The organism is Streptococcus parasanguinis, from assembly GCF_000963275.1.
Lineage (GTDB): Bacteria > Bacillota > Bacilli > Lactobacillales > Streptococcaceae > Streptococcus > Streptococcus parasanguinis_B.
In genome coordinates this window covers 1,107,260-1,120,912 of the sequence record NZ_JYOW01000001.1, presented here as the reverse complement: position 1 = coordinate 1,120,912, position 13,653 = coordinate 1,107,260, and the positions used below count along the sequence as shown (strand labels likewise).

General features: G+C 42.0%; 12 protein-coding genes. 6 read left to right on the top strand and 6 right to left on the bottom strand.

Annotated elements, in window-relative coordinates; genetic code table 11:
* Positions 1 to 74: 74 nt before the first annotated feature.
* Genes TZ97_RS05515 through TZ97_RS05500 form a run of 4 tightly spaced genes read right to left on the bottom strand, consistent with a single transcriptional unit; the run spans position 75 to position 4,637 of the window.
* Positions 75 to 1,310 carry an aminoacyltransferase gene (locus TZ97_RS05515; RefSeq protein WP_045759673.1) on the bottom strand — a complete coding sequence of 412 codons (1,236 nt, stop codon included), beginning with the start codon at positions 1,308 to 1,310 and terminating at the stop codon, positions 75 to 77.
* A 5-nt stretch (positions 1,311 to 1,315) separates the two neighbouring features.
* Complete coding sequence (locus TZ97_RS05510) at positions 1,316 to 2,527, bottom strand: aminoacyltransferase (RefSeq protein WP_031574026.1); 1,212 nt, start codon at positions 2,525 to 2,527, stop codon at positions 1,316 to 1,318.
* A 3-nt stretch (positions 2,528 to 2,530) separates the two neighbouring features.
* Positions 2,531 to 3,337 carry a sugar-phosphatase gene (gene yidA / locus TZ97_RS05505; RefSeq protein WP_045759672.1) on the bottom strand — a complete coding sequence of 269 codons (807 nt, stop codon included), beginning with the start codon at positions 3,335 to 3,337 and terminating at the stop codon, positions 2,531 to 2,533.
* Entirely contained in the window at positions 3,327 to 4,637 is a 1,311-nt protein-coding gene (locus TZ97_RS05500) for an HD domain-containing protein (RefSeq protein WP_013903868.1), read from the bottom strand. The genes yidA and TZ97_RS05500 overlap by 11 nt, the downstream gene beginning before the upstream one ends.
* A gap of 115 nt (positions 4,638 to 4,752) precedes the next feature.
* Here TZ97_RS05500 and TZ97_RS05495 point away from each other — a divergent pair, with 115 nt between their 5' ends.
* The 3 genes from TZ97_RS05495 (at position 4,753) to TZ97_RS05485 (ending at position 8,823) form a co-directional block, all read left to right on the top strand.
* Complete coding sequence (locus TZ97_RS05495) at positions 4,753 to 5,136, top strand: YwiB family protein (protein ID WP_003008038.1); 384 nt, start codon at positions 4,753 to 4,755, stop codon at positions 5,134 to 5,136.
* 212 nt (positions 5,137 to 5,348) lie between these two features.
* Positions 5,349 to 8,033 carry a cation-translocating P-type ATPase gene (locus tag TZ97_RS05490; RefSeq protein ID WP_045759671.1) on the top strand — a complete coding sequence of 895 codons (2,685 nt, stop codon included), beginning with the start codon at positions 5,349 to 5,351 and terminating at the stop codon, positions 8,031 to 8,033.
* A 121-nt stretch (positions 8,034 to 8,154) separates the two neighbouring features.
* Complete coding sequence (locus tag TZ97_RS05485) at positions 8,155 to 8,823, top strand: MIP/aquaporin family protein (RefSeq protein WP_045759670.1); 669 nt, start codon at positions 8,155 to 8,157, stop codon at positions 8,821 to 8,823.
* 306 nt (positions 8,824 to 9,129) lie between these two features.
* Here TZ97_RS05485 and TZ97_RS05480 read toward each other — a convergent pair whose 3' ends face one another.
* Positions 9,130 to 9,987, bottom strand: coding sequence for a metallophosphoesterase (locus tag TZ97_RS05480; RefSeq protein WP_045759669.1), 858 nt, complete (start codon positions 9,985 to 9,987; stop codon positions 9,130 to 9,132).
* Positions 9,988 to 10,162: 175 nt separating this feature from the next.
* Between TZ97_RS05480 and prfB the strand changes: the two genes are divergently transcribed.
* From prfB to ftsX, 3 genes are all read left to right on the top strand, one after another.
* Positions 10,163 to 11,258, top strand: a protein-coding gene (gene prfB / locus TZ97_RS05475) for a peptide chain release factor 2 (protein WP_152620215.1) whose coding sequence is annotated in 2 segments (ribosomal slippage) — positions 10,163 to 10,234 and positions 10,236 to 11,258 — 1,095 coding nt in all. Because the reading frame shifts where the segments join, the coding sequence is not laid out codon by codon here.
* 44 nt (positions 11,259 to 11,302) lie between these two features.
* On the top strand, positions 11,303 to 11,995 hold the full coding sequence (gene ftsE / locus TZ97_RS05470; protein WP_003008021.1) for a cell division ATP-binding protein FtsE: 693 nt from the start codon (positions 11,303 to 11,305) through the stop codon (positions 11,993 to 11,995).
* Positions 11,988 to 12,914, top strand: a complete 927-nt coding sequence (gene ftsX, locus TZ97_RS05465; protein WP_042759907.1) for a permease-like cell division protein FtsX — start codon at positions 11,988 to 11,990, stop codon at positions 12,912 to 12,914. Before ftsE ends, ftsX begins: the two co-directional genes overlap by 8 nt.
* A gap of 69 nt (positions 12,915 to 12,983) precedes the next feature.
* Here the strand turns inward: ftsX and TZ97_RS05460 are convergent, their stop codons facing one another.
* Positions 12,984 to 13,625: an MBL fold metallo-hydrolase gene (locus TZ97_RS05460; RefSeq protein WP_045759668.1), complete on the bottom strand. Its 642-nt coding sequence runs from the start codon at positions 13,623 to 13,625 to the stop codon at positions 12,984 to 12,986.
* Positions 13,626 to 13,653: the final 28 nt, after the last annotated feature.

Genomic DNA, 13,653 nt, shown 5'->3' with positions numbered 1-13,653 from the left:
GGGAAGATTGAAAATGTTTGGGGAACCTTTTCAACTTTTTTTATTTTACGGAGTTCTTTCCCACTCCCTTTGAGTTAGGAACGTCCTAATAGTTTCTTAATGAGAGAAATCAGTTTGTATTTCAGAGGACTTGGGTAATAACGGAAGGTCCCCATCTTACGGACGATGTAGCCGTTGAAGTTTTGTTTGAAACGAAGCACACCGTCTGACCCGTCGAAGATTCCTTGAATACCAAGGAAGTTATATCTTGGGATACCACGTTTGATGGTTTCAAGCATCATATATTCTTGGAGAACAGCAGGAGCATAGAACTTATTAAATTCTGTATAAGAGCCACTGAATAAATAGGTGGATTCTTGTGGCAGATAGACGAAGAGGCTACCTGCAAGAATGACGTCTTGATCTCCATATTTTTCAATATATTCTTTTGCGTCCTTCTTTCTCACCTCAAAGGTATCAAACTGGCTAGAGAATTCACGAAGTTGATTTTGTTTTTTCTCTGAATTGGGGTTGACTTCAAGATCCTTCTGTAATTTCTCAATCTTCTGAGCTAGTTTTCCTTGGTCTTTTTCAAGATTCGTGTAGTAATGGTGGAAGTTCAGTGTTGCGATCATGAAATCTGCTTTGTCGCCAAAACTGTCATAGAAAGTTTGGTAATAATCCAAGGTCTTATCCTGATAGTCGCGACGGTCACTGGTAGAGGAAGTAATATCCTTAAAGAGTTGTAGTTCATCCCGGTTTAATCGTTTCAGTTCAATACCGAAAGATTTAGCTTTCTTGACAAGTGGCTTTCCTTTTTTACTGAAGCTCTTGAGAAGATTTTTTTCGGTGATGCCCTCCATATCTTTCACATAGTGCCAATCACCTTCTCCACCTGGATAACCTGTTGTTAAACCATCATGCTGATAGCCCAGTTTTTTTAGGGTATCCATAAAATGAGTTTGCTCTTCACTGGTTGGATTGCCGTCACTGTCAAAGGTTTGATAGGTATCATAGGGCTTGATAACTAGTTCAATAGCCCCATTTTCTTTCGCATAGTCTTTTAAAGCTGCATAGAAAGGTTCTAGCATAGCTTCCTCTTGGTAAAGGGGGCCAGAATTGATTTCCATATGGAGACCACCTGTCATAGGAAGACTGTACAAGATCGCTGCCACTTGGACTTGATCTTCTTGCTTCCAAGCGATAAATTGGACGGTATTTCCTCGCTTTTCAAGCAGATCTGCCATTTCAGCAGACTGGATAAAAGAGCGATGGGTGACAGTATTTGCAAATGAGGTAAATTCTTCTTTTGAAATTGTCGTAAGAGTCATGTAACTTATTTACTCCTTAATTTTTTCCGGATCTTGTAGACTTTGTTTACAAGTGGATAGAGTGGACTGGTTGGGAGGTTGAATTCCCCAACAAATTCTTCAATGACAGGATTAAATTTTGATTTGAAATGATAGAGACCACCATCGAGTGAATTTTCAATGCCCCCCATATTTTGCCAAGAAGCACCACGGTCGAAAGCGTGTTGAGCAGTTTCATACCAGGTGAGGATAGCAGGTTGGTAACGGCGAAATTCTTCATCCATCCCTGCATAAACATTTTCAGACGTCCCACCGAATTCAAGGGTTAAGGTCCCAGATAAAGGAACGATCTGTCTACCTGCTTGGAGATGCTGTTCAAGAAATTGCAGTTCTTCCTCTATCCGCTCTTTTTCTTTTTGGTTATTCTCAACCTTGCCAGGCTTTGTTTTTTCTGTGAATTTTTCAGCCTCTGCCTTGTTTTTTTCAAGATCTTTTGTAAGGGAGGTTTTCCGTTTCTCGAGATCTAGCGTAGACAAGGTAATGTAGGATTGTCCTTGGTAGGTTGTGAGCAGTTTTTCGTAGTAGTCTTTTCCACGTAAATGAATGCTTTTACGAGCCTCAGTCTTTTTCATGAGAGAAGCAAAGTCCTCTAACAATTCGGTTCCGCCAAATTGGACTTGGATTCCTTTGTTTCGAGCAGTTCGGATGGCTTGTCGAGTAGATTTTGAAAGATCTTGCTCGGTGAAAAACTCTTTGTGGATATTTGCTTGAAAGCGTGGTTGGATATTTTCTGCCATATCACTGGTTCGGCCAGTCCATTCAACCCCTTCTTTAGTTAAGGTGTCGATCATCGCTTGCACAGTAGGAGCTTCCGTCTTTTCTTGTCCAATCAAGTGTTTACTCAAGAAAAGACTTGGATCAAATTTCACAAACAAGGCCTTGTATTGTTTGGCTATCTTTTTAAGGGACTGGATCACAAATGAAACCAGCTCTTTGTTTTGGTAATCCATGATTGGACCTCGAGGAATGTAGAGCATGGAAAAGCCAAGTGGCAGGGGTTGAATCAAGATGCTAGCAACAGCGACTAATTGGTCTTCTTGATAAAAACCAACCCGTTCATTTCCCCAATTATCTTTGATTTTTGCCCATGAGCTGCTTTGTAAGAGATTAGTTTGGTCACTCTGAATAACAAAGTCATCATGCTCACTAGCAGAAATTCCTAGCTGGTAATGGTACATTTCTTATAATACCCACTTTCTAATGGCGTATGCAACGCCAGATTCATCATTTGATTTGGTAATAGTTGTAGCAATTTTTTTAAGAGCTGGATTGCCATTCTCCATAACGACGGCATGTCCCACGACTTCTAGCATGGAACGGTCATTTTCCTCATCTCCGATGGCCATGGTTTCTTCTTGCTGAATTCCAAGTCGTTCAGCTAGATGAAGAACAGCTGATCCCTTATTGGTTGTTTTCCCTAGAATTTCTAAATAAAAAGGGGCTGATTTGACCATAGTGAAGCGATCCTTGAATTCTTTAGGGATTTTTGCAATCGCAGCATCTAGAATATCTGGTTCATCGATATACATGGCCTTGACAAATTCTTTCTCACGAACTTCTTCAGGCGTCCGGTAATAAAGGGGCATATTGACCAGTTGAGATTCATGAATGGTGTAGCGTCCGATATCGCGATTGCTGGTATAGATGCCGTCTTTAGTAATAGCATGAGAGTGGATTTGGAGTTTGTTAGCAAGAGACTCGATATCGAGATAGTCCTCATAATGTAAAAGGTCTTTGATGAGTTCTTTTCCAGTAGCAGTTTCTTGCACCAGACCGCCATTAAAGGTAATGACATAGTCTCCAGGTTCCATCAAATGGAGTTCTTTTAAAAGTTTTGAGACCCCTGCGATAGGACGACCGGTTGTGATCACGATTTTAACGCCTGCGGCTTTAGCATCTTGAATGGCTTCAAATACGGAAGGTGTGATCTCTTTTTTTGAATTGAGGAGTGTACCATCGATATCGATCGCAACTAATTTAATGGACATCCGTCTCTCCTGTAAAATAATCATTGGTAATGTAAGAAGTGAATTCTTCTACTTGCTTACTGAAAAGTCCATTAACCTCCAGCATTTCTTTTGGGAAATAGAAGCGGTTGTCCCCATAGCGAGTTCCTGCTAAAGCAGCGACGAGTGGAGACAACTGAGATAATTCAGCGAGACTCCCATCTTTTCGGATCATCTCGATCTGGGTCCGTGGTTTTTCAAGCTCTGGTCGATAAATATCGTAGGGCAGATCGAAATTTTGATGAATAGCGGTGTAGTAGGTTGGATTAAAGCCAACCTCTTTAATCAGTTTTTCAAGGATTGCTAAGTCTTTTCGTTTATCTTCTGTAAATAGAATCGATTTAAAGACTTTCCGATTAATATATCGCTGAGCAAGATCAGACAAGATGGTATCCGGACTATCCATCCAGACTTGGAAATAGGTATTCATCACACCGTCATCTAGATTTAGGTAGTCTTGAATGGTGACCTCTTCTTCAAAAAATGGAATCAAGCGAGGTGAAGTCAGTTGAAAATACTCTTTCTGATCTGGATAAATGGTTCTAGCTCGTTTGAGAAGATTTTGAAGGAGGACTTCCATGGCACGAGTAGCCGGGTGGAAGTAGACCTGCATATACATTTGGTAACGGCTGACCACGTAATCCTCGACAGCGTGCATGCCATTTTGTTGGAAGGCAATGCCATTTTCAATCGGTCGAATGACGCGCAAAATACGGGTCAAGTCAAATTTTCCATAGGAAGCACCCGTAAAATAGGCATCCCGCAGTAAATAATCCATCCGGTCCACATCAATCTGACTAGAAATTAATTGCACCACTTGTTTATTGGGATAGGTATGATCAATGACGCTGGCTACACGATTTGGGAAATCAGGAGCCACTTGTAAGAGGATTTGATTGACCTCCGTCTCTGGACTGGTGATGATCAGCTGGGTCATCTTTTCATGATCGGTCCCAAACAGTCCTTCGAAGGTATGAGAATAGGCACCATGTCCAATGTCATGAAGAAGAGCGGCTGTCATGGTCAGTAAGTTTTCATCAGAATTCCATTGCTCTGCATACTTTTCCTCAAAAATGGACAGAATGCGTCTTGAAATTTCATAGGCGCCAAGACAGTGAGAAAAACGACTATGCTCCCCACCGTGGAAGGTAAAACCAGATGTCCCCAGTTGTTTGATGCGCCGTAGTCGTTGAAATTCTTTACTATTAATTAATTGATAAATGATGGGATGATCCACATGAACGTAATCATGTACGGGATCGCGAAAGACTTTTTCATTCATGGGTCTATTATAGCAAAAAAAAGCCTATTTTGCGATCTAGAGGCTAATAGGGGCAGTCAAAATGCGTAAAATTTGATAGAATAGTAAGGCAAGAAAAGAAGAGAAGGAGACAAAGATGCAGATTCGCATTCAAAATACCATTCGATTTGGAGAAGAAATGGAAATCGTTGATCAGTACTATCAAGGTGAATGGAAGGAAAAAGCAGGTTTTCAATATCTCTTGTATACCAATGAAGAAGATGAAAAGGTTGCTTTGAAATTTTCCAACGATGAATTGGTCATGACACGATTCTCAAGTCCTAAATCCATCATGCGTTTCTACAAAAATGAAGATGGTGGGGCAATCATCCCAACTCCGATGGGCATTCAGCAGTTTTTGATTACAACAGACCTCTTTCAATTAGAAGCAGGTCATTTGCAAGTCTCTTATCGCTTGTTAACTCTCGATGGAGAACAGGAATTTGCCAATTATCAATTACTGGTGGAATGGGAAGAATAATCCTCATTAAATTATTCGAGATCCCGCTTGCTTTATTCTATAAAAATGGTATAATAAAACCACTCAAGGGAGTAGCTGGCGGTTTTCCGCGATAGTGTCGTCATTACGAAATTATTTCCGGCACTATATTAAACGGCGAGACTTGTTTTTTCAAACAGGTCTCTTTTTTGTGCAAAAGAGACCTAGTAGAAAGCTATAAGGAGGAAATTATTTTGTCAAAAGAACAAAATAAAGCTTTGTTTTATACACAGAGTAAAGAAGAAGTTCTAAAGGAATTGGACTCTTCAATTGAAGGCTTGTCAACTGCTCAAGCTCAAGAACGTTTAGCGACTTATGGTCATAATGAACTGGACGAAGGTGAAAAACGTAGCCTCTTGTCTAAGTTTATCGATCAGTTTAAAGATTTGATGATTATCATCTTGCTGATCGCCGCAGCTCTCTCTGTGATCACAGAAGGAATGGACGGCCTTACAGATGCCATGATCATCTTAGCCGTTGTTGTTTTGAATGCAGCCTTTGGTGTCTACCAAGAAGGACAAGCCGAAGCAGCTATCGAAGCACTGAAAAACATGTCTAGTCCATTAGCGCGTGTCCGCCGTGATGGTCACGTGATTGAAATTGATTCCAAAGAATTGGTCCCTGGGGACATCGTTCTTCTGGAAGCTGGAGATGTGGTTCCAGCCGATATGCGCTTGTTAGAGGCAGCTTCTCTTAAGATCGAAGAAGCAGCTCTTACAGGGGAATCGGTTCCAGTTGAAAAAGATGTAACTGGTCTTGTTGAGGCAGATGCTGGTATTGGGGACCGCGTTAATATGGGTTACCAAAACTCGAACGTAACTTATGGTCGTGGTATTGGTGTCGTAACAAACACTGGTATGTATACAGAAGTTGGTAAGATTGCAGATATGTTGGCTAATGCCGATGAGACTGAAACACCATTGAAGCAAAGCTTGGAACAACTCTCTAAAGCCTTGACTTACTTAATTGTTGTGATTGCGGTCATTACTTTCTTAGTTGGTGTCTTCGTTCGTGGAGAGCATCCATTGGAAGGCTTGATGGTTGCGGTAGCCCTTGCGGTTGCGGCCATTCCAGAAGGACTTCCTGCCATTGTAACCATCGTTCTTTCTTTGGGAACAACAACCCTTGCCAAACGCAATTCGATTGTTCGTAAATTGCCAGCCGTTGAAACACTTGGTTCAACAGAAATCATCGCATCTGATAAAACAGGTACTTTGACCATGAACCAAATGACGGTTGAAAAAGTCTATACCAACGGTCAATTACAAAGTGCAGCAACCGAAATTGGAGCAAGCAACAATACGCTTCGCATCATGAACTTTGCCAATGATACCAAGGTGGATCCATCTGGCAAGTTGATTGGGGACCCAACAGAGACTGCTTTGGTACAGTTTGGTTTGGACCACAACTTTGACGTTCGTGAAGTCTTGAAGGATGAGCCTCGTGTGGCTGAATTGCCATTTGACTCTGATCGTAAACTCATGTCTACCATCCACAAGGAAGCAGATGGTTCATACTTTATCGCTGTCAAGGGTGCGCCTGACCAATTGCTCAAACGTGTGACGCGTATTGAAGTTAATGGGGAAGTTCGTTCTATCACGGATGAAGATAAGAAAGCTATCCTTGCTACCAACAAAGACTTGGCTAAACAAGCCCTTCGTGTCTTGATGATGGCTTATAAGACAAGCAAGGAAATCCCAACTTTGGAATCTGAAATTGTTGAGTCTGACCTCATCTTCGCTGGTTTGGTCGGTATGATTGACCCTGAGCGTCCAGAAGCAGCAGAAGCGGTTCGTGTCGCTAAGGAAGCGGGTATCCGCCCTATCATGATCACGGGTGACCACCAAGATACAGCAGAAGCGATTGCCAAACGTCTTGGAATCATCGATCCAAATGATACAGAAGACCATGTCTTCACAGGGGCTGAGTTGAATGAACTCACTGATGAAGAATTCCAAAAAGTCTTCAAGCAATACTCTGTCTATGCGCGTGTATCACCTGAACACAAGGTTCGGATCGTGAAAGCTTGGCAAAATGAAGGAAAAGTTGTTGCCATGACTGGTGATGGGGTCAACGATGCACCATCACTTAAGACAGCTGATATCGGTATCGGTATGGGGATTACAGGTACAGAAGTTTCTAAGGGAGCTTCAGACATGGTCCTTGCAGATGATAACTTTGCAACCATTATCGTAGCGGTAGAAGAAGGACGTAAGGTCTTCTCCAATATCCAAAAATCTATCCAATACCTCTTGTCTGCCAATATGGCTGAAGTCTTCACCATCTTCTTTGCAACCCTCTTTGGATGGGATGTTCTTCAACCAGTGCATCTTCTCTGGATCAACTTGGTAACCGATACGCTTCCAGCCATCGCTCTTGGTGTGGAACCTGCTGAGCCAGGTGTTATGACCCACAAACCTCGTGGACGTAAATCTAACTTCTTTGACGGTGGGGTCTTTGGAGCTATTCTTTATCAAGGAATCTTCCAAACCATGCTAGTTCTTGGTGTTTATGGCTGGGCCTTGCTCTCTCCAGAACATGCGACTCGTGCCGAAATCCATGCAGATGCTTTGACCATGGCCTTTGCAACTCTTGGTTTGATCCAATTGCTCCATGCCTTTAACGTTAAATCGGTTTACCAATCCATCTTTAAAGTGGGACTCTTCAAGAACAAGACCTTTAACTGGTCGATTCCAGTTGCCTTTGTTCTCTTGATGGCGACCATCATTGTCCCTGGATTTAACAAACTCTTCCATGTCTCTCATTTAAGCTTGACACAATGGTTAGCTGTTATGATTGGTTCGCTCTTGATTGTTGTTCTTGTTGAGATTGTTAAAGCCGTTCAACGTGCACTTGGAAAAGATAAAAACGCCATTTAAACATAAAAAAAGTCATCTCCGGATGGCTTTTTTTGCAGGCAAAATAGACTGGGCATATTTCTTGAGGTAGGTGTGGATTTTTGATAAACTAGTCAACAGTTTGAAGAAAGGAAACTTATTTATGAAAAAGTTTTTTGCTGAAGTAATCGGCACATTTATGCTTGTCTTTATCGGGACTGGCGCAGTTGTTTTTGGAAATGGAACAGAAGGTCTGGGACATTTAGGAATTGCCTTGGCATTCGGTTTATCCATTGTTGCAGCAGCTTACTCAATTGGGACTGTTTCGGGTGCCCACTTGAACCCGGCTGTTTCGATTGCCATGTTTGTGAACAAACGCTTGTCTTCAAAGGACTTGGTTAATTATATTGCAGCGCAAGTAGTGGGTGCGGTTCTCGCATCTGCAACAGTTCTCTTCCTCTTGTCAAATTCAGGTATGTCAACAGCTAGTCTTGGTGAAAATGCCCTAGCGAAGGGTGTGACTCCATTTGGCGGATTCTTGTTTGAAGTAATTGCGTCCTTTATCTTTATCTTAGTCATCATGACAGTGACATCAGCTACCAAAGGTAATGGCAAGATCGCTGGTCTTGTGATCGGTTTGAGCTTGACTTTGATTATTCTTGTTGGTTTGAACATTACAGGACTTTCTGTTAACCCAGCTCGTAGCTTGGCACCTGCCCTCTTTGTTGGTGGTGCAGCCCTTCAACAAATTTGGATCTTTATTTTGGCTCCAATTGTCGGTGGTGTTCTGGCTGCAATCGTTGCAAAAAATCTCTTGGATACAGAAGAGTAAAAAAATGATTTCGGAGGAACAATTTTGAGAGCGTAGATAAAACGTTCTTCTTTGCAAATCTAATAAATTCTATAAAGACAAAAAAATTATCTGTTAGAGTTATTCAATCATCTACTGAAACTTTCCGCCGTGAGAAAAGTGCTAGAAACAAGATTGTTTCTAGCACTCGGAAGTTTTGGAACCTTGGGCCCAAAACTAAGTCATGGAACTTCGTAGAAGTTCGCTGACGTCCGTACTCACCTAAGGAAAGTTTTTAGATGACTTTGTCTTCAATCTGAAATTGGTCCCAGAGGGACCAATTTTTTATTATAGTTCAAGGATGGTCATGGCTTGAGAGAAATCATGAGCCAGTTGTTTTTTCTTATATGCTTTAAATTCAGGAAGGTCTTTGATTCTGCGATAGCGTTTGTAGGGATCGTATCGTTTTGGAAAATCATATTCAGGAAAAGCTTCGAAAAATTGTTTGCAAAGATCCCATTCTCGGACATAGCCTAAAGGTCTGGCATGATAGGTGATCGTGTCAATCGTTGTTGCTGGCATTCGGTGGTGGCTATGACCAAAAATCACATCTCTGACAGGATATTGTCTAAAGAGTTCATGAAAGGCTTGGCTCCCTAGAAAAGCATTAAAGCGTTCAAAATAAGGGTGGCGCAGGAGAAACTGACTATGAGGCACAAAGTGCATAGCGATGATCAAGGGTTGATCCACTTGCATGAGCTCTTGTTCCAGCTCTTGCAACAGACGTTGGGTAATGGCTGGATCAGATCCCATTCGTTGGAGGCGTCTGTCAAACCAAAATAGATTTTTGGTTTGGAGATGTTTTTGGGGAGAGATGGCAGGAACAAAGCTGTAGTCATACCAGCCCGAAAAGGCAAGAAGCGTATGATTGGAGAAGGGGATTTTTTGAAATTCAAAAGGTCTCATGGCTTCTTCTGATAGGCCCAGCATATCATGATTTCCTAGGCTAAAGGTCACTGGAAGGTGACATCGGAGTTGGTCTAAAAATTCCTGTGACGTCTTTTCAAAGCCGTTGGCAATATCTCCTGCAATATGGAGATGTTGAATTTTTTTGTCCTTGAAAAGAGTGATCAGGGTCTCTAATTCTTCTTTGCCGAAGTTGTTTGAATCAATATGTAAATCGGACATAAAAGCTACTGTTGTCATGCTACCAGTCTAGCATAAGAGGATCTTTTTTTCTAACAATTAGGTTACAAATGAATAGAAAAAATGCTGAAAATCAGCTGGCTTGGCAGTGGTCAACCAGTAGATCCAATATTGGAAGGTGGGAAAATAGTGAAGGTTATGATATAATAGACTAGATACATAGAAAGAGGTACTTATGGACATTTCAGAAATTCGTCAAAAAATTGACGCAAATCGTGAAAAATTAGCTTCTTTCAGGGGGTCTCTTTGACTTAGAGGCGTTGGAAGAAGAAATTGCCATTTTAGAAAATAAAATGACAGAACCTGATTTTTGGGATGATAACATTGCTGCGCAAAAAACATCTCAAGAATTAAATGAACTCAAGCAGACTTATGAAAATTTCCATCAAATGGTGGATCTCTTTGATGAGTCAGAAATCTTACTGGACTTTTTGGCAGAAGACGATTCGGCCAAGGAAGAATTGATCGAGAAGTTGGAGGAGCTGGATAAACGTATGACCAGCTATGAGATGACCTTGCTATTGTCTGAACCCTATGACAATAATAATGCCATCCTAGAAATCCACCCAGGTTCAGGAGGAACAGAAGCTCAGGACTGGGGCGACATGCTTCTTCGGATGTATACTCGTTTTGGGAATGCTCATGGCTTCAAGGTTGAAGTCTTGGACTATCAGGCTGGAGATGAGGCTGGAATCAAGTCTGTAACTCTATCCTTTGAAGGGCCACATGCATACGGTCTTCTGAAATCTGAAATGGGGGTTCACCGTTTGGTTCGGATCTCTCCATTTGATTCCGCTAAACGTCGTCATACCTCCTTTACGTCTGTTGAGGTCATGCCCGAATTAGACGATACTATCGAAGTCGAAGTTCGTGATGATGATATCAAGATGGACACCTTCCGCTCTGGTGGAGCTGGTGGACAAAACGTTAACAAGGTTTCTACAGGGGTGCGCTTGACCCACATTCCGACAGGGATTGTAGTGGCGTCCACCGTGGATCGGACTCAATACGGGAACCGTGATCGTGCGATGAAGATGTTGCAAGCTAAACTCTACCAATTAGAGCAAGAGAAAAAAGCAGCAGAAGTGGATTCTCTAAAAGGGGATAAAAAAGAAATCACCTGGGGAAGTCAAATCCGCTCCTATGTTTTTACCCCTTACACCATGGTGAAGGATCACCGGACCAACTACGAAGTAGCGCAGGTGGACAAGGTGATGGATGGAGATATCGATGGCTTTATCGATGCCTACCTTAAATGGCGTCTCCAATAACCTAGAGGGAATCAACCAGAAAAGAATGAAAGGAATTTCATTACATGTCAATGATTGAAATGAAAGATGTTGTCAAAAAGTATGACAACGGGACGACGGCCCTTCGCGGGGTCTCTGTCCAAATTGAACCAGGAGAATTTGCCTACATCGTAGGACCTTCTGGTGCAGGGAAGTCGACCTTTATTCGACTTTTATACCGTGAAGTCAAACACGATAAAGGAAGTTTGAAAGTAGCTGATTTTGATTTGGATAAAATCAAAAAACGCGATATTCCTATGTTGCGACGCAATGTGGGAGTGGTCTTCCAAGATTATAAATTGCTTCCAAAGAAAACCGTTTATGAAAATATTGCCTACGCTATGCAAGTTATCGGTGAGCGCCGTCGCAATATTAAAAAGCGTGTGATGGAAGTTTTGGATCTTGTCGGATTGAAACACAAGGTCCGCTCATTCCCGAATGAATTGTCCGGTGGGGAGCAACAACGGATTGCGATTGCTCGTGCGATCGTCAACAATCCGAAAGTCTTGATTGCAGATGAGCCAACGGGGAACTTGGACCCAGATAATTCATGGGAAATCATGAATCTTTTGGAGCGGATTAATCTGCAAGGGACTACAGTATTGATGGCGACCCACAATAGCCAGATTGTAAATACTTTACGTCACCGTGTCATCGCGATTGAAAATGGTCGTGTAGTGCGTGATGAAGCGGAAGGAGAGTACGGATACGATGATTAGAAGATTTTTCCGACACTTAATCGAATCGCTTAAAAGCTTGAAACGAAATGGTTGGATGACGATTGCAGCGGTCAGCTCGGTTATGATTACCCTTAGCTTGGTTGCTATTTTCGCCTCAGTTATTGCCAATACCATCAAGCTTTCAGATGATATTCAAAACAGTGTGCGGGTTGTAGTATACATGCGCAAGGATATTCAAGATCAGAGCGAGCAGATTGAAAAAGACGGTCAAACCGTGACCAATGAAAACTACCATAAGGTCTACGATGCTCTGACAGCCATGAAGCATGTTGATAAGGTTGATTTTTCTAGCAAGGAAGAACAGTATGATAAACTGATCAAAACGGCTGGGAACAACTGGAAGATTTTTGATGGAGATGCCAATCCTCTCTATGATGCTTATTATGTAGAGACGACTGCTCCAAAATATGTGAAGCAAGTCTCAGCAGATGCTAAAAAAATTGAAGGAGTTTCTGAGGTTAAAGATGGTGGGGTCGATACCCAACGCTTGTTTGCTCTTGGAACCTTCATCCGAAACTGGGGCTTGATTGGTGTAGCTTTATTGATCTTCATCGCAGTCTTCTTGATTTCGAATACCATTCGGATTACCATCATTTCACGTAGTCGTGAGATTAAGATTATGCGACTGGTAGGAGCAAAAAATGGCTATATTCGTGCACCATTCCTTTTAGAAGGTGCTTGGATCGGTCTCTTGGGAGCCTTGGTTCCTTCCGCTTTGGTCTTCTATGTTTATAATGTTGTCTATACGTCAATGAACAATAACTTGGCAGACCAAAACTTGTATCTCTATAGTCCTCATCTCTTGGTACCGATCATGGTTGGTGGCCTCTTTGGATTAGGAATTTTGATTGGAGCGATTGGTTCTTCAATCTCCATGAGACGTTTTCTTAAGATATAATAAAAAAGCAAGTTCATACTTGCTTTTTTGTATCCTTTTATTAGGACAGGAAGGAGGATACATGATTTTTTAAGATTGTCTAAAGAAGGGATTGAACATCTTCTCGTGACCAATAGAAGTTTCAGGGCCATGACCGGGATAGACGGTATAGGAAGATGGAAGGGAAAAGAGTTCTTCTCTTATACTGATAAGCAACTGTGTCGCGTTCCCTGTTGGAAGATCGGTCCGTCCAATGGTTTCGCGAAAAAGGGCGTCACCGGATAGAACCAGGTGATCCTCAGGAAAGACGATGGAGACTCCTCCTGCAGAGTGGCCTGGTGTCTCCAGAACATAAAAGTGGAAATCAGCTATCTGGTAATCGGAGCGAATGTCATAAAGGAAGTCGGCCTCCTTGCATACCACATCTTCTAAATCCGCATGACGATCCAAACCAGATAAATTATCGACAGGAGAAGACAACCAACTGGCTTCTGCTGAATGGACATAAACAGGTGGGAAATGATAGGTCTGACGAACCTTTTCAAGACTCATAATGTGATCATAATGCGTATGGGTTAAAAGAATCGCTACAATTGGTTTTCCGATGCGATCTATTTGTTTTTGAATAGTCGCCCAGTCGCTACCTGGATCGACAAGAATGAGGGAGTGGTCATTTTCAAGGTAGTAGGTGTTTTCATAAGCTACAGGATTAACAGTGCGATAGATTTTCATAAGGACTCCTTTCTAGAATAGTGTATCA